General features: G+C 40.4%; 24 protein-coding genes and 1 other annotated feature (1 of these 25 cut by a window edge). Of the genes, 19 read left to right on the plus strand and 5 right to left on the minus strand.

Translation table 11 applies throughout. The features are described from left to right. Window positions 1–215 (plus strand) — a binding site (T-box leader); it begins 3 nt to the left of the window's first position. Between the two features lie 264 nt (window positions 216–479). The 15 genes from trpX (at window position 480) to KV696_RS00620 (ending at window position 13,349) form a co-directional block, all read left to right on the plus strand. Further along, entirely contained in the window at window positions 480–1,475 is a 996-nt protein-coding gene (gene trpX, locus KV696_RS00550; protein WP_004259575.1) for a tryptophan ABC transporter substrate-binding protein, read from the plus strand. 75 nt (window positions 1,476–1,550) lie between these two features. After that, window positions 1,551–2,417: an ABC transporter permease gene (locus tag KV696_RS00555; protein ID WP_004234420.1), complete on the plus strand. Its 867-nt coding sequence runs from the start codon at window positions 1,551–1,553 to the stop codon at window positions 2,415–2,417. Then, window positions 2,414–3,172, plus strand: coding sequence for an ABC transporter ATP-binding protein (locus KV696_RS00560; RefSeq protein ID WP_060805675.1), 759 nt, complete (start codon window positions 2,414–2,416; stop codon window positions 3,170–3,172). Before KV696_RS00555 ends, KV696_RS00560 begins: the two co-directional genes overlap by 4 nt. Window positions 3,173–3,261: 89 nt before the next feature. Continuing rightward, complete coding sequence (dnaG, locus tag KV696_RS00565; RefSeq protein WP_060805676.1) at window positions 3,262–5,022, plus strand: DNA primase; 1,761 nt, start codon at window positions 3,262–3,264, stop codon at window positions 5,020–5,022. Between the two features lie 2 nt (window positions 5,023–5,024). Continuing rightward, window positions 5,025–6,134, plus strand: a complete 1,110-nt coding sequence (gene rpoD, locus KV696_RS00570; RefSeq protein WP_219966563.1) for an RNA polymerase sigma factor RpoD — start codon at window positions 5,025–5,027, stop codon at window positions 6,132–6,134. A 14-nt stretch (window positions 6,135–6,148) separates the two neighbouring features. Then, window positions 6,149–6,478, plus strand: coding sequence for a metal-sulfur cluster assembly factor (locus tag KV696_RS00575; protein WP_000331925.1), 330 nt, complete (start codon window positions 6,149–6,151; stop codon window positions 6,476–6,478). 115 nt (window positions 6,479–6,593) lie between these two features. Then, window positions 6,594–7,637, plus strand: coding sequence for a glycosyltransferase family 4 protein (gene cpoA / locus KV696_RS00580; protein WP_219966564.1), 1,044 nt, complete (start codon window positions 6,594–6,596; stop codon window positions 7,635–7,637). 15 nt (window positions 7,638–7,652) lie between these two features. Further along, complete coding sequence (locus KV696_RS00585; protein WP_219966565.1) at window positions 7,653–8,978, plus strand: glycosyltransferase family 4 protein; 1,326 nt, start codon at window positions 7,653–7,655, stop codon at window positions 8,976–8,978. 29 nt (window positions 8,979–9,007) lie between these two features. Further along, window positions 9,008–9,184 carry a PspC domain-containing protein gene (locus KV696_RS00590; protein WP_219966943.1) on the plus strand — a complete coding sequence of 59 codons (177 nt, stop codon included), beginning with the start codon at window positions 9,008–9,010 and terminating at the stop codon, window positions 9,182–9,184. A 58-nt stretch (window positions 9,185–9,242) separates the two neighbouring features. After that, on the plus strand, window positions 9,243–9,377 hold the full coding sequence (locus tag KV696_RS00595) for a DUF4044 domain-containing protein (protein ID WP_000863859.1): 135 nt from the start codon (window positions 9,243–9,245) through the stop codon (window positions 9,375–9,377). 63 nt (window positions 9,378–9,440) lie between these two features. Further along, window positions 9,441–10,751 (plus strand): GTPase ObgE, encoded by a 1,311-nt coding sequence (gene obgE / locus KV696_RS00600; RefSeq protein ID WP_219966566.1) that lies wholly within the window; start codon window positions 9,441–9,443, stop codon window positions 10,749–10,751. A gap of 9 nt (window positions 10,752–10,760) precedes the next feature. Continuing rightward, window positions 10,761–10,916 (plus strand): hypothetical protein, encoded by a 156-nt coding sequence (locus KV696_RS00605; RefSeq protein ID WP_000502582.1) that lies wholly within the window; start codon window positions 10,761–10,763, stop codon window positions 10,914–10,916. 303 nt (window positions 10,917–11,219) lie between these two features. Beyond that, the gene (locus KV696_RS00610) at window positions 11,220–11,861 is read left to right on the plus strand and encodes an amino acid ABC transporter permease (RefSeq protein ID WP_219966567.1); all 642 of its coding nucleotides are present in this window, start codon (window positions 11,220–11,222) and stop codon (window positions 11,859–11,861) included. Between the two features lie 9 nt (window positions 11,862–11,870). Beyond that, complete coding sequence (locus tag KV696_RS00615; RefSeq protein ID WP_219966568.1) at window positions 11,871–12,500, plus strand: amino acid ABC transporter ATP-binding protein; 630 nt, start codon at window positions 11,871–11,873, stop codon at window positions 12,498–12,500. Between the two features lie 9 nt (window positions 12,501–12,509). Then, window positions 12,510–13,349 carry an amino acid ABC transporter substrate-binding protein gene (locus KV696_RS00620; RefSeq protein ID WP_219966569.1) on the plus strand — a complete coding sequence of 280 codons (840 nt, stop codon included), beginning with the start codon at window positions 12,510–12,512 and terminating at the stop codon, window positions 13,347–13,349. A 61-nt stretch (window positions 13,350–13,410) separates the two neighbouring features. Here the strand turns inward: KV696_RS00620 and lysS are convergent, their stop codons facing one another. The 5 genes from lysS to KV696_RS00645 form a co-directional block, all read right to left on the minus strand. Beyond that, window positions 13,411–14,901 (minus strand): lysine--tRNA ligase, encoded by a 1,491-nt coding sequence (lysS, locus tag KV696_RS00625; RefSeq protein WP_218773823.1) that lies wholly within the window; start codon window positions 14,899–14,901, stop codon window positions 13,411–13,413. A gap of 137 nt (window positions 14,902–15,038) precedes the next feature. Next, window positions 15,039–15,656: a histidine phosphatase family protein gene (locus KV696_RS00630; RefSeq protein ID WP_077804986.1), complete on the minus strand. Its 618-nt coding sequence runs from the start codon at window positions 15,654–15,656 to the stop codon at window positions 15,039–15,041. Next, window positions 15,653–16,138 carry an aminoacyl-tRNA deacylase gene (locus KV696_RS00635; RefSeq protein WP_219966570.1) on the minus strand — a complete coding sequence of 162 codons (486 nt, stop codon included), beginning with the start codon at window positions 16,136–16,138 and terminating at the stop codon, window positions 15,653–15,655. The genes KV696_RS00630 and KV696_RS00635 overlap by 4 nt, the downstream gene beginning before the upstream one ends. Then, window positions 16,138–16,980 carry a DUF368 domain-containing protein gene (locus tag KV696_RS00640; protein WP_219966571.1) on the minus strand — a complete coding sequence of 281 codons (843 nt, stop codon included), beginning with the start codon at window positions 16,978–16,980 and terminating at the stop codon, window positions 16,138–16,140. The genes KV696_RS00635 and KV696_RS00640 overlap by 1 nt, the downstream gene beginning before the upstream one ends. 94 nt (window positions 16,981–17,074) lie before the next feature. Continuing rightward, entirely contained in the window at window positions 17,075–17,875 is an 801-nt protein-coding gene (locus tag KV696_RS00645; protein ID WP_060805685.1) for a GH25 family lysozyme, read from the minus strand. A gap of 155 nt (window positions 17,876–18,030) precedes the next feature. On the opposite strand from KV696_RS00645, the gene glmU reads away from it, so the two are divergent. From glmU to KV696_RS00665, 4 genes are read left to right on the plus strand one after another with little or no spacing between them, the layout of a single operon-like run. Beyond that, window positions 18,031–19,410 (plus strand): bifunctional UDP-N-acetylglucosamine diphosphorylase/glucosamine-1-phosphate N-acetyltransferase GlmU, encoded by a 1,380-nt coding sequence (glmU, locus tag KV696_RS00650; RefSeq protein WP_219966572.1) that lies wholly within the window; start codon window positions 18,031–18,033, stop codon window positions 19,408–19,410. Between the two features lie 9 nt (window positions 19,411–19,419). Further along, on the plus strand, window positions 19,420–19,965 hold the full coding sequence (locus KV696_RS00655) for an NUDIX hydrolase (protein WP_219966573.1): 546 nt from the start codon (window positions 19,420–19,422) through the stop codon (window positions 19,963–19,965). 11 nt (window positions 19,966–19,976) lie between these two features. After that, window positions 19,977–20,288 (plus strand): cell wall synthase accessory phosphoprotein MacP, encoded by a 312-nt coding sequence (macP, locus tag KV696_RS00660; protein WP_101504294.1) that lies wholly within the window; start codon window positions 19,977–19,979, stop codon window positions 20,286–20,288. A gap of 16 nt (window positions 20,289–20,304) precedes the next feature. Beyond that, window positions 20,305–20,997, plus strand: a complete 693-nt coding sequence (locus KV696_RS00665; RefSeq protein WP_219966574.1) for a 5'-methylthioadenosine/adenosylhomocysteine nucleosidase — start codon at window positions 20,305–20,307, stop codon at window positions 20,995–20,997. Window positions 20,998–21,030: the final 33 nt, after the last annotated feature.

Here is a 21,030-nt window from a genome sequence, read left to right on the forward strand (position 1 = left end):
ACCATTCAGAAAAGTAATCATATAAACTTTTTAGAGAGTCTGTGGTAGCTGAAAACAGATAAGTGATGATGATGAAAATTGGGCTGAATGTTATTTAGAATTTGAAATCATAAAAATTCGGTGAGCACACCTTACAGTGCATCTCGTTATTGCGAGACAGAGCGATAGGGAAATTCCCTATAATTGAGGTGGTACCGCGCATCGACGTCCTCACACAAGTTTTTTGTGTGAGGACTTTTTTGATGGAGGTTAGTATGGAAAGAAAACGATGGCGTCGCTTGTTTATACTCAATGAAAATCAAAGTACAAACTAGGAAGCTAGCCGCAGGCTGCTCAAAACACTGTTTTGAGGTTGTGGATAGAACTGACAGAGTCAGTATCATATACCTACGGCAAGGTGAAGCTGACGTGGTTTGAAGAGATTTTCGAAGAGTATTAGATAAGTGAAGTATTTTAAGGAATAAAAAAGGAGAAGTAGAATGAAAAATAAACGTTTAATTGGAATTATCGCTGCATTAGCAGTCTTAGTAGCAGGAAGCTTGATTTACTCTTCAATGAATAAACCAGAAGCTAAGAATGAGAAGAAAGTTGCCAAAGTTGGTGTTCTTCAGTTTGTGAGCCATCCATCTCTTGACTTGATTTATAAAGGGATTCAAGATGGTCTTGCAGAAGAAGGTTATAAAGATGACCAGTTGAAGATTGACTTTATGAACTCAGAAGGTGACCAAAGTAAGGTTGCGACAATGAGTAAACAATTGGTTGCAAATGGGAATGACCTTGTGGTTGGTATTGCAACACCAGCTGCTCAAGGTTTGGCTAGTGCAACAAAAGACCTACCGGTTATCATGGCCGCTATTACTGACCCAATCGGTGCTAACTTGGTTAAAGATTTGAAAAAACCAGGTGGCAACATTACAGGGGTATCTGACCACAATCCAGCTCAACAACAAGTTGAACTCATCAAAGCTTTGACACCAAATGTGAAAACAATCGGAGCTCTTTACTCAAGCAGCGAAGACAATTCAAAAACTCAGGTTGAAGAATTTAAGGCTTATGCTGAAAAAGCAGGTTTGACAGTGGAAACATTTGCAGTTCCTTCAACAAATGAAATTGCTTCAACAGTTAATGTTATGACTAGCAAGGTCGATGCTATCTGGGTTCCAATTGATAACACCATTGCATCAGCTTTTTCAACAGTTGTATCAAGCAACCAATCAGCTAAAAAACCAATCTACCCAAGTGCGACTGCCATGGTAGAAGCAGGTGGTTTGGCATCAGTTGTAGTTGACCAACATGATCTCGGTGTGGCAACAGGTAAAATGATTGCGCAAGTTTTGAAAGGTGCAAAACCAGCTGATACTCCAGTCAATGTCTTTTCAACTGGTAAGTCAGTGATTAATAAAAAATTGGCACAAGAGCTAGGTATTACGATTCCTGAATCTGTTCTAAAAGAAGCAGGGCAAGTGATTGAATAATCTACAATGGAGGAGTTGGGGACATCTCCTCCAATTTTTTACAATAAAAATCATATAGAAAAGGTTAAGAAACAGATGATATTATCTATTATTTCTCAAGGATTTGTCTGGGCTATTTTAGGTCTGGGAATCTTTATGACATTTAGGATTTTGAACTTTCCAGATATGACGACAGAAGGTTCCTTCCCTCTTGGGGGAGCTGTTGCTGTCACTCTGATAACCAAAGGCGTAAACCCCTTTTTAGCGACACTTGTTGCTGTTGGAGCCGGTTGTTTGGCTGGAATGGCAGCTGGACTTCTTTATACAAAAGGGAAGATCCCAACCTTGCTCTCAGGGATTTTGGTGATGACTTCCTGTCACTCTATCATGCTCTTGATTATGGGACGTGCCAATTTAGGCCTGCTTGGAACCAAGCAAATTCAGGATGTCTTACCTTTTGATTCAGATTTGAACCAACTCTTGACAGGTCTTATCTTTGTAAGTCTTGTTATTGCTCTCATGCTCTTTTTCTTGGATACTAAACTTGGACAAGCCTATATTGCTACAGGTGACAATCCTGATATGGCTAGAAGTTTCGGGATTCATACTGGACGCATGGAGCTCATGGGCTTGGTCTTATCAAATGGTGTGATTGCCCTTGCAGGAGCTCTCATTGCCCAGCAAGAAGGGTATGCCGATGTATCTCGAGGAATCGGAGTTATCGTTGTGGGGCTTGCAAGTTTGATTATTGGAGAAGTTATCTTCAAGAGTTTGAGCCTGGCAGAACGTCTGGTTACCATCGTTGTAGGTTCTATCGCTTATCAATTTTTAGTGTGGGCAGTTATCGCTCTTGGCTTTAATACAAGTTACCTTCGTTTGTACAGCGCCGTGATTTTAGCAGTCTGCCTCATGATTCCAACATTTAAGCAAACAATCTTGAAAGGAGCCAAATTAAGCAAATGACAGCAATTGTAGAATTAAAAAATGCAACCAAAGTCGTTAAAAATGGCTTTGATGAAGAAAAGATTATTTTAAATGATGTTTCCTTAGAAATTTTTGAACAGGATTTCATCACGATTTTAGGTGGAAATGGTGCTGGGAAATCAACTCTCTTTAACACTATTGCAGGAACCTTGTCATTAACCAGTGGAACCATCCGTATTTTGGGTGAAGATGTTACCAAGTTTTCACCAGAGAAGCGGGCTAAGTATCTGTCTCGTGTCTTCCAAGATCCAAAGATGGGGACAGCTCCTCGTATGACAGTGGCAGAGAATCTATTGATTGCCAAGTTTCGTGGTGAAAAGCGTGGATTGTTACCACGACGCTTGACTAGTTATAAGAATGAATTTCAGGCGACCATTGAAAAAGTAGGAAATGGTCTTGAGAAACATTTGAATACACCGATTGAGTTCTTATCAGGTGGGCAAAGACAGGCCTTGAGTCTCTTGATGGCAACCTTGAAGCGGCCTGAATTACTCTTGTTAGACGAGCATACTGCGGCCCTTGATCCAAAGACCAGTGTGGCCTTGATGGAATTGACAGACGAATTTGTCAAGAAAGACCAGTTGACAGCTCTTATGATTACCCACCATATGGAAGATGCTCTCAAATATGGCAATCGCTTGATTGTCATGAAAGAAGGACGAATTATCCAAGATTTGAACCAAGAAGAAAAAGCAAAAATGAAAATCTCTGATTATTATCAGCTCTTTGAATAAAGTAGGGAAAATGAGTGAAATGGTTTACTTTTTTTCTGAAATAAAGTATACTATATAAAGTAAACTATGATAACATGGAGGTATTGTGTATGGTTGACAAACAAGTCATTGAAGAAATCAAAAACAATGCCAACATTGTGGAAGTCATAGGAGATGTGATTTCTTTACAAAAGGCAGGACGGAACTATCTAGGGCTCTGTCCTTTTCATGGTGAAAAAACACCTTCTTTTAACGTTGTAGAGGACAAGCAGTTTTACCACTGTTTTGGTTGTGGTCGCTCGGGTGATGTCTTTAAGTTCATCGAGGAGTACCAAGGGGTTCCCTTTATGGAGGCTGTCCAAATCTTAGGTCAGCGTGTTGGGATAGAGGTGGAAAAACCGCTTTATAGTGAGCAGAAGCCAGCCTCGCCTCACCAAGCTCTTTATGATATGCACGAAGATGCGGCTAAATTTTATCATGCTATTCTCATGACAACGACCATGGGGGAAGAGGCTAGAAACTACCTTTATCAGCGTGGTTTGACAGATGAAGTGCTCAAGCATTTTCGGATTGGTTTAGCACCTCCAGAACGAAACTATCTCTATCAACGTTTGTCTGGTCAGTATCGTGATGAGGATTTTCTAGATTCAGGGCTATTTTACCTATCAGATGCCAATCAATTTGTAGACACCTTTCACAATCGCATTATGTTTCCCCTGACAAATGACCAAGGAAAGGTCATTGCCTTCTCAGGTCGTATCTGGCAGAAAACGGATTCACAAACTTCTAAGTATAAAAATAGCCGATCGACTGCAATTTTTAACAAAAGTTACGAATTATATCATATGGATAGGGCAAAAAAATCTTCTGGTAAAACCAGTGAGATTTACCTGATGGAAGGGTTCATGGATGTCATTGCAGCCTATCGGGCTGGAATCGAAAATGCTGTAGCGTCTATGGGAACGGCCTTAAGTCGTGAGCATGTTGAGCATCTGAAAAGGTTAACCAAGAAGTTGGTTCTTGTTTACGATGGCGATAAGGCTGGGCAAGCCGCGACTTTGAAAGCGCTGGACGAAATTGGTGATATGCCTGTGCAAATCGTCAGCATGCCTGATAACTTGGATCCAGATGAGTATCTACAAAAAAATGGACCAGAAGACTTGGCCTATCTATTAACGAAAACTCGTATTAGTCCGATTGAGTTCTACATTCACCAGTATAAGCCTGAAAATAGTGAAAATTTGCAGGCTCAGATTGAGTTTATTGAAAAAATAGCTCCCTTGATTGTTCAAGAAAAGTCCATTACTGCTCAAAACAGCTATATTCATATTTTAGCTGACAGTCTGGCGTCCTTTGATTATGCCCAGATTGAGCAGATTGTTAATGAAAGCCGTCAGGCACAAAGGCAGAATCGCATGGAAGTAATTTCCAGACCGACGCAAATCACTATGCCTGTCACCAAGCAGTTATCGGCTATTATGAGGGCAGAAGCTCATTTACTTTATCGAATGATGGAATCTCCCCTTATTTTGAATGATTACCGTTTGCGAGAAGACTTTGTATTTGACACACCTGAATTTCAGGTCTTATATGACTTGCTTGGTCAGTATGGCAATCTTCCTCCAGAAGTTTTAGCAGAACAGACAGAGGAAGTTGAAAGAGCTTGGTACCAAGTCTTAGCTCAGGATTTGCCTGCTGAGATGTCACCGCAGGAACTTAGTGAAGTAGAAATGACTCGAAACAAGGCTCTCTTGAATCAGGACAATATGAGAATCAAAAAGAAGGTGCAGGAAGCTAGCCATGTAGGAGATACCGACACAGCCCTAGAAGAATTGGAACGTTTAATTTCCCAAAAGAGAAGAATGGAGTAATAATGGCAACAAAACAAAAAGAAGTAACAACATTTGATGTACAAGTAGCAGAATTTATCCGTAATCATAAGCAAAAAGGGACAGCAACAGATGATGAAATCAATGCTAGTCTTGTCGTTCCTTTTACCTTGGACGCTGATGGGATTGAAGATCTCTTGCAACGGATTCAGGACGCAGGAATTTCTATCACAGATAATGAAGGAAATCCAAGTGCGCGTGTTCTTAGTGCTGAAGAAGAACCAGAACTCAGCGATGAGGACTTGATTGGTTCAACTTCTGCTAAGGTTAATGACCCTGTCCGTATGTACTTGAAAGAAATCGGGGTCGTTCCTCTCTTGACCAATGAAGAGGAAAAAGAATTGGCACTAGCAGTTGAAACTGGTGATATCGAAGCCAAACAACGTCTTGCGGAAGCCAACCTTCGTTTGGTTGTTTCTATTGCCAAACGCTATGTTGGCCGTGGTATGCAGTTCCTTGACTTGATTCAAGAAGGGAATATGGGCTTGATGAAGGCGGTTGACAAGTTTGACTATTCTAAAGGGTTCAAGTTCTCAACTTATGCAACTTGGTGGATTCGTCAGGCTATCACTCGTGCTATTGCGGACCAAGCTCGTACCATCCGTATCCCAGTTCACATGGTTGAAACCATCAATAAATTGGTTCGTGAACAGCGTAACCTCCTTCAAGAATTGGGTCAAGACCCAACACCAGAGCAAATCGCTGAACGTATGGATATGACTCCTGATAAGGTTCGTGAAATCTTGAAGATCGCTCAAGAACCGGTATCTCTTGAAACACCAATCGGTGAAGAGGATGATAGCCACCTTGGGGACTTTATCGAAGATGAAGTGATTGAAAATCCAGTGGACTATACAACTCGTATCGTCTTGCGTGAGCAGTTGGATGAGGTCTTGGATACTCTTACAGACCGTGAAGAAAATGTTTTGCGTCTGCGTTTTGGGCTAGATGATGGTAAAATGCGTACCCTTGAAGATGTTGGTAAAGTCTTTAACGTGACTCGCGAGCGAATTCGTCAGATTGAAGCTAAGGCTTTGAGAAAACTACGCCAACCAAGTCGCAGCAAACCGCTTCGTGATTTTATTGAAGACTAAGAGTGAGGATGAATATGGCTTATACAGAAGAGCAAATTGAAAACATCAAAACACGAATTTTATCAGCCTTGGAAGAAGTTATTGACCCTGAGTTGGGAATCGATATTGTCAATCTTGGTTTGATCTATGAGATTCGTTTTGATGGCGACACAGGACAAACAGAGATTGATATGACTTTGACAACTATGGGTTGTCCCCTAGCAGACCTTTTGACGGATCAGATTTATGATGCCATGACAGAGGTACCAGAAGTAACGGATACAGAGGTTAAATTAGTCTGGTATCCAGCCTGGACTGTTGAAAAAATGAGTCGCTATGCACGCATTGCCCTAGGAATTAAATAAACATATAAAAGCATGTGAGAGACCGTTGGAAAAGTGAGGAAATTTCCCCCTCTTTTCCTCCAGTCTCTCCTTTCTTTTGCTGATTTTATTCCAAGAAAATGATATAATGGTAGTTATGGAAAAAAAGAAATTACGCATCAATATGTTGAGTTCAAGTGAGAAAGTAGCAGGACAAGGAGTTTCGGGCGCTTACCGTGAATTAGTTCGTCTTCTTCACCGAGATGCAAAGGATCAATTGATTGTTACAGAAAATCTTCCAATAGAGGCAGATGTGACTCACTTTCATACAATTGATTTTCCCTATTATTTATCAACATTTCAAAAGAAACGCTCAGGAAGGAAAATTGGCTATGTGCATTTCTTACCTGATACACTTGAGGGAAGTTTGAAAATTCCATTTTTCTTAAAGGGAATTGTGAAACGCTATGTATTTTCTTTTTACAACCGGATGGAGCACTTGGTGGTGGTCAATCCTATGTTTATCGAGGATTTGGTGGCAGCTGGTATTCCACGTGAAAAAGTGACTTATATTCCTAACTTTGTAAACAAGGAAAAATGGCATCCTCTACCACAAGAAGAGATAGTCAGACTGCGTACAGAGCTAGGTCTTAGTGACAATCAGTTTATCGTAGTAGGTGCTGGTCAAGTTCAGAAGCGCAAAGGGATTGACGATTTTATCCGTCTGGCTGAGGAATTGCCGCAAATTACCTTTATCTGGGCAGGTGGTTTCTCTTTTGGTGGTATGACAGATGGTTATGAACGCTACAAGAAAATCATGGAGAATCCCCCTAAAAATTTGATTTTTCCAGGTATTGTGTCACCAGAGCGTATGCGCGAATTGTATGCCCTAGCGGACCTTTTCTTGTTGCCTAGTTACAATGAGCTCTTTCCGATGACGATTTTAGAGGCTGCCAGTTGTGAAGCTCCTATTATGTTGCGTGATTTAGATCTTTATAAGGTAATTTTAGAGGGAAATTATCGGGCGACAGCAGATAGAGAAGAGATGAAAGAAGCTATTCTGGAATATCAAGCAAATCCTGCTGCCTTAAAAGACCTCAAAGAAAAAGCTAAGAATATTTCTAGAGAGTATTCAGAAGAGCATCTGTTACAAATCTGGTTGGACTTTTATGAAAAACAAGCCGCTTTAGGGAGAAAGTAAAAAGTGAGGTAATCTATGCGAATTGGTTTATTTACAGATACCTATTTTCCTCAGGTTTCAGGTGTTGCGACCAGTATTCGAACCTTGAAAACCGAACTTGAAAAGCAGGGACATGCTGTTTTTATCTTTACGACGACAGATAAGGATGTCAATCGCTACGAAGATTGGCAAATTATCCGCATTCCAAGCGTTCCTTTCTTTGCTTTTAAGGATCGTCGCTTTGCCTATCGAGGATTCAGCAAGGCGCTTGAAATTGCTAAACAATATCAACTAGATATTATACATACTCAGACAGAATTTTCTCTTGGCTTGTTGGGAATTTGGATTGCGCGTGAATTGAAGATTCCAGTCATCCATACCTATCACACCCAGTACGAAGACTATGTGCATTATATTGCCAAGGGGATGTTGATTCGTCCTAGTATGGTCAAGTATCTGGTCAGAGGTTTCCTGCACGATGTGGATGGGGTTATTTGCCCGAGTGAGATTGTCCGTGACTTGTTATCTGACTATAAGGTCAAGGTGGAAAAGAGAGTCATTCCAACTGGGATTGAATTAGCTAAGTTTGAGCGTCCAGAAATCAAGCAGGAAAATCTGAAAGAACTACGTAGTAAACTAGGGATTCAAGATGATGAACAGATGTTGCTTAGTCTTTCCAGAATTTCCTATGAAAAAAATATTCAAGCAGTATTAGCAGCCTTTGCAGAAGTTCTGAAAGAAGAAGACAAGGTTAAACTGGTGGTAGCTGGGGATGGTCCTTATCTGGATGACCTCAAAGAGCAAGCCCAGAAACTAGAGATTCAAGACTCTGTTGTCTTTACAGGGATGATTGCTCCTAGTGAGACAGCTCTTTACTATAAGGCGGCGGATTTCTTCATCTCGGCATCGACAAGTGAAACCCAAGGCTTGACCTACTTGGAAAGCTTAGCCAGTGGAACGCCTGTCATTGCTCATGGAAATCCTTATCTGGACAATCTTATCAGTGATAAAATGTTTGGAACCTTGTATTACGGTGAACATGATTTGGCTGGAGCTATTCTGGAGGCCCTGATTGCAACACCAGACATGAATGAGCATACTTTATCAGAGAAGTTGTACGAGATTTCAGCTGAAAACTTTGGGAAACGAGTGTATGAGTTTTATCTGGATGCCATTATTTCAAATAACTTCCAGAAAGATTTAGCCAAAGATGATACGGTCAGTCAGCGTATTTTTAAAACAGTTTTGTATCTACCGCAACAGGTGGTTGCTGTACCCGTAAAAGGCTCTAGACGCATGCTGAAGGCTTCAAAAACACAGTTGATCAGCATAAGAGATTATTGGAAAGACCATGAAGAATAGAAAGAGGAACAGCTATGAAAAAACAATTAATGAGAAGTGGGCGTGACAAAAAGATTGCGGGTGTTTGTGCTGGAGTGGCCTATTATCTAGATATAGATCCAACTATCGTTCGCGTAATATGGGGTGTCCTTGCTTTCTGTTACGGAGCGGGAATTGTAGCTTATATCATTTTATGGATTATTGCGCCAGTAGCAACTGACTATTGAAAACTAGCTCAATTCATGCTAAGATAATAGAAAATAGAATGTAACGAAGGAGATAAAAATGGCATTTGGAGATAATGGAAATCGTAAAAAAACTATGTTTGAGAAAATAACCTTGTTTATCGTGATTATCATGCTAGTAGCAAGTTTATTGGGAATTTTTGCAACTGCAATTGGTGCCCTCAGTAATCTATAAAATAGATTCAAGAAAATTTAGTGACTGGGATTTCCCAGCCCTTTTTTAAAGTGAGAAGAAAAAATGAGTATGTTTTTAGATACAGCTAAGATCAAGGTCAAGGCTGGTAATGGTGGTGATGGCATGGTTGCCTTTCGCCGTGAAAAATATGTCCCTAATGGCGGTCCTTGGGGCGGTGATGGTGGTCGTGGAGGCAATGTCATCTTCGTTGTAGATGAAGGTCTACGTACCCTCATGGATTTCCGCTATAATCGCCATTTCAAGGCTGATTCTGGTGAAAAAGGGATGACCAAAGGGATGCATGGTCGTGGAGCTGAGGACCTTAGAGTTCGAGTACCACAAGGTACGACTGTTCGTGATGCAGAGACTGGCAAGGTTTTGACAGATTTGATTGAACATGGTCAAGAATTTATCGTTGCCCACGGTGGTCGTGGTGGACGTGGAAATATTCGTTTCGCAACACCAAAAAATCCTGCACCGGAAATCTCTGAAAATGGAGAACCAGGTCAGGAACGTGAGTTACAATTGGAACTAAAAATCTTGGCAGATGTCGGTTTAGTAGGTTTCCCATCTGTAGGGAAATCAACACTTTTAAGTGTTATCACATCTGCTAAACCTAAAATTGGTGCCTACCACTTTACGACCATTGTGCCAAATCTAGGTATGGTTCGCACCCAATCAGGTGAATCCTTTGCAGTAGCTGATTTACCAGGTTTGATTGAAGGGGCTAGTCAAGGTGTTGGTTTGGGAACTCAGTTCCTCCGTCACATTGAGCGTACCCGTGTCATCCTTCATATTATTGATATGTCAGCTAGCGAAGGCCGTGATCCTTATGAGGATTATCTTGCCATCAATAAAGAGCTGGAGTCGTATAATCTTCGTCTCATGGAGCGTCCACAGATTATTGTATCCAATAAGATGGATATGCCTGAGAGTCAGGAAAATCTTGAAGAATTTAAGAAAAAATTGGCTGAAAACTATGATGAATTTGAAGAGTTACCAGCTATCTTCCCAATTTCCGGATTGACCAAGCAAGGTTTGGCTACGCTTTTGGATGCTACAGCTGAATTGTTAGACAAGACACCAGAATTCTTGCTCTACGACGAGTCAGATATGGAAGAAGAAGCTTATTATGGATTTGATGAGGAAGAAAAAGCCTTTGAAATTAGTCGTGATGACGATGCGACATGGGTGCTTTCTGGTGAAAAACTGATGAAACTCTTTAATATGACCAACTTTGATCGTGACGAATCAGTCATGAAATTTGCTCGCCAACTTCGTGGTATGGGAGTTGATGAATCTCTTCGTGCGCGTGGTGCTAAGGATGGAGATTTAGTCCGCATTGGTAAATTTGAGTTTGAATTTGTAGACTAGGAGACTGGTATGGGAGATAAACCGATATCTTTCCGAGATGCGGATGGCAATTTTGTTTCCGCCGCAGACGTTTGGAATGAAAAGAAATTGGAAGAACTATTTAATCGTCTCAATCCAAATCGTGCCTTGAGGTTGGCACGAACTAAAAAGGAAAATCCATCTTAAATACGTAAGATAAAACTTCAATTATCAGTCAAGTTAACTGTAACAAATAGAAGCTAAGATCGAGAAAGGGCAAAGTTTGTCCTTTCTTTTACTTGTAAATTATAATATGTTGAAATGGAATATAAACAAATCTATTAGGAAATTCAAATCAAATTTCTGACAAGGATTTAGAAGTCGTATTGTCCTATTCCAGTTTCAAAACACTATACTTTTTCTATTGAAAAAGAATTTTTTTACAAAAATAGTTGGTTATTTAGTTTATTTATGCTATAATAGGAGCAATTATTTTTAGGAGGTGTCAGTATGTCTTATTTGTTTGAGATATTGCCGAGTTTATTGAGCGGTGCAAGCATGACGTTACAGGTATTTGCACTGGTCTTGATTTTTTCTATTCCCTTGGGCGTTTTGATTGCCTTTGCCTTGCAAGTCCATTGGAAGCTCCTCCATCATCTGATTAACATTTATATTTGGATCATGCGGGGGACACCCTTGCTCTTGCAATTGATCTTTATCTATTATGTGCTTCCAAGTATTGGGATCCGTTTGGATCGTCTTCCTGCGGCTATCATTGCTTTTGTTTTGAATTATGCGGCTTACTTTGCTGAAATCTTCCGTGGAGGGATTGATACCATTCCTAAAGGTCAATATGAGGCTGCCAAGGTCTTGAAGTTTAATTCTTTTGATACAGTGCGTTATATTATTTTGCCTCAGGTGACCAAGATTGTTCTCCCTAGTGTATTTAATGAGGTTATGAGTTTGGTCAAGGATACCTCTCTGGTCTATGCTCTAGGAATTTCAGACCTTATCTTGGCTAGTCGCACAGCTGCCAACCGTGATGCTAGTCTGGTTCCTATGTTCTTGGCAGGAGCCATTTACTTGATTTTGATTGGGATTGTGACCATTCTTGCCAAAAAAGTTGAGAAGAAGTACAGTTACTATAGATAGGAGGCTGCCATGTTAGAATTACGAAATATCAATAAAGTCTTTGGTGAAAAGCAAATTTTATCTAATTTCAGTCTAAAAATTCCTGAAAAGCAAATCCTAGCTATCGTTGGACCTTCTGGTGGAGGTAAGACAACCCTCTTACGTATGCTTGCAGGTCTTGAAACCATTGATTCAGGGCAAATCTTTTATAATGAAGAACCTTTAGAATTGGATGAACTGGAGAAGCGCAATCTACTAGGATTTGTATTCCAAGATTTTCAACTTTTCCCTCATTTATCCGTTCTAGACAATTTGACCTTATCTCCTGTGAAAACCATGGGAATGAAGCAGGAAGAGGCAGAGAAGAAGGCACGTGGACTCTTGGAACAATTAGGACTGGAAGGGCACGCAGATGCTTATCCATTTTCATTATCAGGTGGGCAAAAGCAGCGGGTGGCCTTGGCGCGTGCTATGATGATTGACCCGGAAATCATTGGCTACGATGAACCAACTTCTGCCCTAGATCCAGAATTACGCTTGGAAGTGGAAAAACTAATCTTGCAAAATAGGGAACTTGGCATGACACAGATTGTGGTTACCCACGATTTACAATTTGCTGAAAATATCGCAGATCAGATTCTCAAGGTTGAACCCAAGTAGGAGGTGCTAATGACTAATAAGAAAATTGCTTTAGTATTGGTTTCGCTCCTAAGCCTCTTTTTAACTGCATGTACTCAGAAGGCTAGTGATCCAAAGCAGGATAACTGGGATAAGTATCAAGAACAAGGGACCATTACTATTGGTTTTGACAATACTTTTGTACCCATGGGCTTTGAAGAAAAGAATGGTCAATATACAGGCTTTGATATTGACTTAGCTCAAGCAGTCTCTGAAAAATTAGGTATCAAGGTGCAATTTCAGCCAATTGATTGGGATATGAAGGAAACGGAACTTCAAAACGGAACTATAGATGCCATCTGGAATGGCTATTCTGCGACTGATGAACGCCGAGAGAAAGTTGCCTTTAGCATTCCATATATGGAAAATCAGCAAGTTTTGGTTACGAAAAAAAGCCAGCAGATTCATTCAGTAGAGGATATGAAGGATAAGACCTTGGGTGCCCAAGCTGGGTCCTCTGGTTATCTTGACTTTGAGGCCCAGCCAGATTTACTAAAAAATCGTGTTAAAGACCAGAAGGCCAATCAATACCAGAGTTTCAATGAAGCCTTGATTGATTTGAAGAATGATCGAATTGATGCCTTGTTGATTGACCGAGTGTATGCTAATTACTATCTCCAGTCTGATGGTATATTAAATGACTACAATGTCTTTTCAGCAGGATTTGAAAGTGAATCCTTTGCGGTCGGAGTTAGACAAGCTGACAAAAGATTACTACAAGTTTTAAACCAAGCTTTTGTTCAACTTTACCAAGAAGGGAAGTTCCAAGAAATCAGCCAAAAATGGTTTGGAGAAGATGTAGCAACCAAAGAAGTGAAAAGTAGAGATTGAGTGTTACCTCAGTCTCTTTTTGCATCGAAAAATCCCCTGGCAAGTACCAGAGGATAAGGGATTATTTCATTGTTGGGAAGAGCAATACGTCACGGATAGTGGTTGTATCAGTGAGGAGCATACAGAGACGGTCGATACCGATTCCCAAACCACCTGTTGGTGGCATACCATATTCAAGAGCCTCAATGTAGTCGTAGTCAATGCCTGTTGCTTCATCGTCACCAAGTTCTTTAGCTTTAGCTTGGGCTTCAAAACGGCTAAGTTGATCGATTGGGTCGTTCAACTCAGTAAAGGCATTACCGTACTCCTTAGTCATGATGAAGAGCTCGAAACGGTCAGTAAAGCGTTCGTCTTCAGGATTTTTCTTAGCAAGTGGAGATACAGCTACTGGATGTCCATAGACAAAGGTTGGTTGGATCAAGGTTTCTTCAACAAACTCTTCAAAGAAGGCATTGATAATGTGACCAACTTCAGTGTAGTGTTTCTCAACTGGAACTTTCTTCTCAGCAGCGATAGTTTTAGCTTCTTCTAAAGTCATATCTTGCCAGAAATCTACACCAGTAATTTCTTTGATAGCATCAACCATGTGAACACGTTTAAATGGTTCGTTGATTTTGATTTCAGTTCCTTGGTAGTTGACTGGACCATCGCCCTTAACTGATTTAGCAGCGTGTTGGATAATACCCTCAGTTAAGTCCATGATGTCTTGGAAGTCAGCATAAGCTTGGTAAACTTCGATCGAAGTAAACTCAGGATTATGTGTAGCATCCATTCCTTCGTTACGGAAGATACGGCCAATTTCATAGACACGTTCCATACCACCAACGATAAGGCGTTTTAAGTGAAGCTCAGTCGCAATACGAAGCACCATGTCAATGTTTTGGGCATTGTGGTGGGTGATAAATGGACGGGCCGCCGCACCACCAGCTTCGTTGTGAAGAACAGGTGTTTCCACTTCAAGGAAACCTTTTTGGTCAAGGTAACGACGGATTTCAGAGATGATTTTTGAACGAGTGACAAAACGCTCAAAGCTTTCACGATTAGAAATCAAGTCAAGGTAACGTTTACGGTAAATTGTTTCAACGTCTGTCAAACCGTGGAATTTCTCTGGAAGAGGACGAAGGGCCTTAGACAAGTGTGTAATGTGAGTCGCCTTGATAGAGAGTTCTCCCATATCTGTACGCATCACTTCACCTTCGACACCAAGGAAATCACCTAGGTCTGCTTTTTTGAAGATTTCGTAGTTTTCTTCACCGACAGCATCTTTACGTACGTAGATTTGGATTTGACCTTCGCGGTCTTGAAGGTGGGCAAAGCCAACTTTTCCTTTACCACGTTTAGTTACCAAGCGTCCTGCGATAGTAGCTGTTTCGTTTTTATCGTGTAATTGTTCTTTATCGAGGTCAGCAAATTTATCTTTTAATTCTTGTGAATTTGCAGTGCGTTCAAAGCGTTTTCCGAAAGGATCGATTCCTTGTTCACGAAGCGCAGCCATTTTTTCACGGCGAACGATCTGCTGGTCATTTAGTTCTTCCATATGTTCTGTTGACATGGGATCCTCCTAGTTTTACTCAAAATTGAATACGATGAGTCATTTTTTGCGATACTCCCATTTTATCATAAATAAGCAAGAAATTCACGGATAATCTTTCAAAACTAAAAAGAACTTGACGCTATAATCAAGTCCTGTTATTGATAGGAAGTATCATTCCAAGTATCGAGAGTAAATGTTTCAAAATCATGGGTTTCTAGAATGGTCAGGCTGGCATTTGCTAGACCACCATCTTTACGAAGAAGTGGTTCTTTATAGCCTAAAAGAGTACGAAGACTGGCAGTAAGATTGGCACCGTGACCGACAATTAGAATACGCTCAGCCGGACTATCTTTTAATGATTTGATAAATTGGATGGTCCGTTGCGTGGTGCTATAGAGGGATTCGGCTCCAAACATTTGAGTGTCAAATTGAGCAAGATTAGATCGAAAAGCTTTGATTTGTTGTGGGTAAATAGCTTCCAAGGTTGCAATTTTCAAACCTTCCAACTTCCCCAACTGCCATTCACGGAGATTAGGAACACTTTCTAAAGGACAGGGCGTTTTGAGTTGACTTTGGATAATCTCGGCAGATCTGACCGCTCGAGGTAAATCACTTGAATAAATCTGATCAAAAGGAATTTCCTTGAGATATTGGCCAAGTTGTTTTAGGGTTTTAATGGATTCAGGAAGAAGGGGAGAATCACCACTAGCACCTTGAAAACGGCCTTCTTGGTTCCAGACTGTACGACCGTGGCGGACAAAGTAGAGTTTCATTCTTGGTTGCCCTCCAAAATATCTACAAAGTCAGCCTTTACAAAGCTAGCCAAGTCTTGGGGAGCAACGATAATGCTGTGACCAATTTCCCCAGCAGAGACAATCATTTGATCCAAGTCTAGAGCAATTTTATCGATAAAAATGGGATAATTGTGTTTCTGACGAATTCCGACAGGATTATTAGCTCCATGAATGTAACCAGTTGTTTTTTCCAAGTCCTTTTGTGGAATCATGCTCACTTTTTTATTGCCAGAAATTTTGGCTAGTTTCTTTTCAGACAAGTGTTGAGTGATAGGCACAATTCCGATAATCGGTCCTGTTTTATCTCCCAAAAGCGCCAAGGTTTTGAAAATCTGATCTCGTTCATAACCTTGAGGTAGCTCTCCTTCCAGGGCATTGATTTGAATCCCCTGATGTGGGATACCTGCTTTAGATAGGATTTGTTCCACCAATGTTTTTTTGATTTTAACTTTTTTTGCCATTATTTATACTTATCCTCCAATTGGCTCATCCAAATACCAAGCCAGATTCCCAGTGCAAAGAAGAAGGCGATGATGACATAACCGACAAGTGAAAGGCCTGTGTATTGGATACTTTCAGCGTTTCCTGCATTTGGAATCAAGATCAAAAGAGTACTTGATAAGACGATTCCGATGATGAAATGATAGACTCGTGAGTGGTAGTTATTTAAGGCATAATCCATCAATTTTGAAAAAATAATGAGAGTTGCACCTGCCCCGATTCCAATCGGGAAGAAGGTTCCCAAGAGGTCAAAGGTTTTAAAACCAGTCAACATAGGAGCATAGAGACCCAAAATCAAAAGTAGATTTGATGGGCTGAGGCCAGGAACCAATACACCAAGAGCCAGCAGTGCACCTGCTAGGACGAAATTAAGAAAGCTGGCATTTAAGGTTCCAACAACAAAATTTAAGGCATAGAGTCCTAGTCCAGAAATGATAAAGGTTGCCCAAAACCAAGCTAAATCAATCTTGTCTCGGTTAGATTCTCGAGTTGATTCTTTGAGAAGGCTAGGAACTGTACCAATGATGGCACCCGCAAAGCTCCATAAGACAAAGACCTGATAATTTTCAAGCAGGTATTCAATCGGGTAGGAAAATAAGCCGATTCCCAGAAGCATACCGATGGCAACTGGAATAAAGTACAAAACATTTTCTTTAAAGTCCTTAAAGGGGTGGGCCAGAAAGCCAATCATCCGTTCGTAAATTCCTAAGATTGCTGCTAGAACCCCTCCGGAAATTCCCGGTAGGATAAATCCAAGAGCAATGACAATCCCTTTAATAAGGCGTGCTAACCATGAGAGCATATTTTTCCTCCAACTATTTCTATTTCAAAAAATCCTTACTATATTGTATCACAATCAAACACAAAAAGAAAAAGCAAATGATAAACAAATGCTTTTAAGGTTTTAAAAAGAGTTTTCTAAAGGTTTCTTCTTTGTTTTTTAAGGAAGAAATGACGTTGATATCCAAATCGTGATCAAAGCCAGCAATTTTTCCTTTAGAAGTGTACTGGTGGATGTCGTAATCTAAGTCCGTATTAGGTTTGCTTTCGAAAAATCCGGTATTTGAACCATAGGAAGGAATCCAAACAGACGTAAATTTGCCTGTATCAATACTGTGTTCTTCCATGAAGTAGACACCAACGTAGATTCCGATGTTTTTAGCACCAAGTGATTCTAGCTTTGCTCGAAAGGCTTCAACACCCTCGTTCATATTGGACATGGTTTTTTCTTCCACGTCTAGCCAATAGTAACTAGGGCTGTATGGTGAAGAGGCGTTATAAAAAACTTCAGCGGCTTTTTCCATTTCTTGGATACTTTTTCCAGCTAAATAAGCATAGACACCAACTGGGACATTTCGTTTTTGAAACTCCGTGATATGGGTTTTAAAGGCCTTATCTACCCCATTAACAAAGGCAGCATCGTTCTCTTTGGACGTTTGAGCGCCACTATGGACGCGAACAATAGCTCCAGAAATGTTTTGGGACAGAGTATCGTAATTAATTTCCTCAGGACGCTGCCAACCAGAAACATCAATTACCGGTTTATCTATATTGTGTAGCGCTTGTGTTTCTACTTGCGCGATATTTGACTTTGTTTTTACAGGATGGTCCTCAAAACGAGGGCGATTCAGGATTAAAATGAAAATCATAATCCCAAAAAAACCAAATAAAATAAGCGGATTAATTTTCTTTCTCATATCTCATAATTCTACCTTAAAAATGAAAAAAAATCAAAAAAAATACTCAAAAAATGGGTTAAGAAAAGGACTTTGGAGCATTTTTTCATTCAAGGGAGCGGAATGATTTGAAATATGGTATAATAAAAGGGAATTTCTAGAGAAAAGAGAAGATTATGTCAAATTATGCCATTATTTTAGCAGCGGGTAAAGGGACTCGCATGAAATCTGATTTGCCAAAAGTTTTGCACAAAGTTGCGGGTATTTCTATGTTGGAACATGTTTTCCGTAGTGTGGGAGCTATCCAACCTGAAAAGACAGTAACAGTTGTCGGACACAAGGCAGAATTGGTTGAGCAGGTCTTGGCTGGACAGACAGAATTTGTGACTCAATCTGAACAGTTAGGAACTGGCCATGCAGTTATGATGACAGAGCCAATTTTGGAAGGTTTGTCAGGGCACACCTTGGTCATTGCAGGAGATACTCCTTTAATCACAGGTGAAAGCTTGAAAAACTTGATTGATTTCCACATCAATCATAAGAATGTGGCCACTATCTTGACTGCTGAAACAGATAATCCTTTTGGCTATGGACGTATTGTGCGTAATGACAATGCTGAGGTTCTTCGCATTGTTGAGCAGAAGGATGCTACAGATTTTGAAAAGCAAATCAAGGAAATCAACACTGGAACATATGTTTTTGACAACGAGCGTTTGTTTGAGGCTTTGAAAAATATCAATACCAATAACGCTCAAGGAGAATACTATATTACAGATGTTATTGGTATTTTCCGTGAAGCTGGTGAAAAAGTTGGCGCTTATACTTTGAAAGATTTTGATGAAAGTCTTGGGGTAAATGACCGTGTGGCACTTGCGACAGCTGAGTCAGTGATGCGTCGCCGCATCAATCATCAGCACATGGTCAATGGTGTTAGCTTTGTCAACCCAGAAGCAACTTATATTGATATTGATGTTGAGATTGCTTCTGAAGTTCAAATCGAAGCCAATGTTACCTTGAAAGGGCAAACGCAAATTGGTGCTGAGACTGTTTTGACAAATGGTACATATGTAGTGGACAGCACTATTGGAGCAGGAGCTGTCATTACCAATTCTATGATTGAGGAAAGCAGTGTTGCAGACGGCGTAACTGTCGGTCCTTATGCCCACATTCGTCCAGGTTCAAGTCTGGGTGCCCAAGTCCATATTGGTAACTTTGTTGAGGTTAAAGGTTCTTCTATCGGTGAGAATACTAAGGCTGGTCATTTGACTTATATTGGAAACTGTGAAGTGGGTAGCAAGGTTAATTTTGGTGCTGGAACTATTACAGTCAACTATGATGGCAAAAACAAATACAAGACAGTCATCGGTAACAATGTCTTTGTTGGTTCAAATTCAACCATTATTGCGCCAGTAGAACTTGGTGACAATTCCCTCGTTGGTGCTGGATCAACTATCACTAAAGATGTTCCAGCGGATGCTATTGCTATTGGTCGCGGTCGTCAGGTCAACAAAGACGAATATGCAACACGCCTTCCTCATCATCCTAATAATCGGTAGGAGCCTATCATGGAATTTGAAGAAAAAACGCTTAGCCGAAAAGAAATCTATCAAGGACCAATATTTAAACTTGTTCAAGATCAGGTTAAATTACCAGAAGGTAAGGGAACTGCACAGCGGGATTTGATTTTCCACAATGGAGCTGTCTGTGTTTTAGCTGTAACGGATGAGCAAAAACTCATCTTGGTCAAGCAGTACCGTAAAGCCATTGAGGCAGTCTCTTACGAAATTCCAGCCGGAAAATTGGAGGTAGGAGAAAACACAGACCCTGTCGCAGCAGCACTTCGTGAATTAGAGGAAGAAACAGCCTACACAGGGAAATTAGAACTTTTGTATGACTTTTATTCAGCCATTGGCTTTTGTAATGAAAAGTTAAAATTATACCTAGCGAGTGACTTGACAAAGGTTGAAAATCCGCGCCCTCAGGATGAAGATGAAACCTTGGAAGTCCTTGAAGTGAGCCTAGAAGAAGCTAAGGAATTGATCCAATCAGGTCATATTTGTGATGCCAAGACAATTATGGCTGTTCAGTATTGGGAATTGCACAAAAAATAGAGGAGGTTAGTATGGGTAAACCTTTATTAACGGATGAAATGATTGAAAGAGCTAATAGAGGCGAAAAAATTTCAGGTCCCCCTTTGCTAGATGATGAGGAGACTAAGATTTTACCAACCTCTTCTTCCCGTTTTGGTTATGCCAATCCTAAGGGACATAGCTTTAGCCAAGAAACCTTGAAGATTCAGGTCGAACCGTCTATTCATAAAAGCCGTCGCATTGAAAATACCAAGAGAAATGTCTTCAATTCTAAACTGAATAAAATCTTATTTGCAGTCATCTTTCTCTTAATTTTGCTTGTCTTAGCAATGAAACTTTTGTAATAGAAAAGGAATTGAAATGAAAATAGGAATTATTGCGGCTATGCCAGAAGAACTGGCTTATCTGGTCCAGCATTTAGACAATGCCCAGGAGCAAGTTGTTTTAGGCAATACCTATCATACAGGAACCATTTCCTCGCATGAAGTCGTTCTTGTAGAAAGTGGAATTGGTAAGGTTATGTCTGCTATGAGTGTGGCGATTTTGGCTGATCATTTCAAAGTGGATGCTTTGATTAACACTGGATCTGCTGGTGCAGTAGCAGAGGGTATTGCTGTTGGGGATGTTGTGATTGCTGACAAATTAGCCTATCATGATGTGGATGTTACAGCTTTTGGCTATGCTTATGGACAAATGGCGCAACAACCGCTTTATTTCGAGTCAGATAAAACCTTTGTTGCCAAAATCCAAGAGAGTTTATCTCAATTGGACCAAAAATGGCATCTTGGTTTGATTGCTACAGGAGATAGTTTTGTTGCAGGAAATGATAAGATAGAAGCTATTAAGTCTCATTTCCCAGATGTTTTAGCCGTGGAGATGGAGGGGGCAGCTATTGCTCAGGCAGCGCATGCTCTTAATCTTCCAGTCTTAGTTATTCGAGCTATGAGTGACAATGCCAACCATGAAGCAAACATCTCTTTTGATGAGTTTATTATCGAAGCAGGACGTCGCTCTGCCCAAGTCTTATTAGCCTTTTTGAAGGCTTTAGATTAAGCGGAAATTTGACAGTTTTTCTAGCTTATGATA

The organism is Streptococcus humanilactis, assembly GCF_019448275.1.
Lineage (GTDB): Bacteria > Bacillota > Bacilli > Lactobacillales > Streptococcaceae > Streptococcus > Streptococcus humanilactis.

Excerpts from the sequence above, each read along its gene's own strand:
- trpX (WP_004259575.1), top strand. The coding sequence starts at position 480 with ATGAAAAATAAACGTTTAATTGGAATTATCGCTGCATTAGCAGTCTTA.
- KV696_RS00555 (WP_004234420.1), top strand. The coding sequence starts at position 1,551 with ATGATATTATCTATTATTTCTCAAGGATTTGTCTGGGCTATTTTAGGT.
- KV696_RS00560 (WP_060805675.1), top strand. The coding sequence starts at position 2,414 with ATGACAGCAATTGTAGAATTAAAAAATGCAACCAAAGTCGTTAAAAAT.
- dnaG (WP_060805676.1), top strand. The coding sequence starts at position 3,262 with ATGGTTGACAAACAAGTCATTGAAGAAATCAAAAACAATGCCAACATT.
- rpoD (WP_219966563.1), top strand. The coding sequence starts at position 5,025 with ATGGCAACAAAACAAAAAGAAGTAACAACATTTGATGTACAAGTAGCA.
- KV696_RS00575 (WP_000331925.1), top strand. The coding sequence starts at position 6,149 with ATGGCTTATACAGAAGAGCAAATTGAAAACATCAAAACACGAATTTTA.
- cpoA (WP_219966564.1), top strand. The coding sequence starts at position 6,594 with ATGGAAAAAAAGAAATTACGCATCAATATGTTGAGTTCAAGTGAGAAA.
- KV696_RS00585 (WP_219966565.1), top strand. The coding sequence starts at position 7,653 with ATGCGAATTGGTTTATTTACAGATACCTATTTTCCTCAGGTTTCAGGT.
- KV696_RS00590 (WP_219966943.1), top strand. The coding sequence starts at position 9,008 with ATGAGAAGTGGGCGTGACAAAAAGATTGCGGGTGTTTGTGCTGGAGTG.
- KV696_RS00595 (WP_000863859.1), top strand. The coding sequence starts at position 9,243 with ATGGCATTTGGAGATAATGGAAATCGTAAAAAAACTATGTTTGAGAAA.
- obgE (WP_219966566.1), top strand. The coding sequence starts at position 9,441 with ATGAGTATGTTTTTAGATACAGCTAAGATCAAGGTCAAGGCTGGTAAT.
- KV696_RS00605 (WP_000502582.1), top strand. The coding sequence starts at position 10,761 with ATGGGAGATAAACCGATATCTTTCCGAGATGCGGATGGCAATTTTGTT.
- KV696_RS00610 (WP_219966567.1), top strand. The coding sequence starts at position 11,220 with ATGTCTTATTTGTTTGAGATATTGCCGAGTTTATTGAGCGGTGCAAGC.
- KV696_RS00615 (WP_219966568.1), top strand. The coding sequence starts at position 11,871 with ATGTTAGAATTACGAAATATCAATAAAGTCTTTGGTGAAAAGCAAATT.
- KV696_RS00620 (WP_219966569.1), top strand. The coding sequence starts at position 12,510 with ATGACTAATAAGAAAATTGCTTTAGTATTGGTTTCGCTCCTAAGCCTC.
- lysS (WP_218773823.1), bottom strand. The coding sequence starts at position 14,901 with ATGTCAACAGAACATATGGAAGAACTAAATGACCAGCAGATCGTTCGC.
- KV696_RS00630 (WP_077804986.1), bottom strand. The coding sequence starts at position 15,656 with ATGAAACTCTACTTTGTCCGCCACGGTCGTACAGTCTGGAACCAAGAA.
- KV696_RS00635 (WP_219966570.1), bottom strand. The coding sequence starts at position 16,138 with ATGGCAAAAAAAGTTAAAATCAAAAAAACATTGGTGGAACAAATCCTA.
- KV696_RS00640 (WP_219966571.1), bottom strand. The coding sequence starts at position 16,980 with ATGCTCTCATGGTTAGCACGCCTTATTAAAGGGATTGTCATTGCTCTT.
- KV696_RS00645 (WP_060805685.1), bottom strand. The coding sequence starts at position 17,875 with ATGAGAAAGAAAATTAATCCGCTTATTTTATTTGGTTTTTTTGGGATT.
- glmU (WP_219966572.1), top strand. The coding sequence starts at position 18,031 with ATGTCAAATTATGCCATTATTTTAGCAGCGGGTAAAGGGACTCGCATG.
- KV696_RS00655 (WP_219966573.1), top strand. The coding sequence starts at position 19,420 with ATGGAATTTGAAGAAAAAACGCTTAGCCGAAAAGAAATCTATCAAGGA.
- macP (WP_101504294.1), top strand. The coding sequence starts at position 19,977 with ATGGGTAAACCTTTATTAACGGATGAAATGATTGAAAGAGCTAATAGA.
- KV696_RS00665 (WP_219966574.1), top strand. The coding sequence starts at position 20,305 with ATGAAAATAGGAATTATTGCGGCTATGCCAGAAGAACTGGCTTATCTG.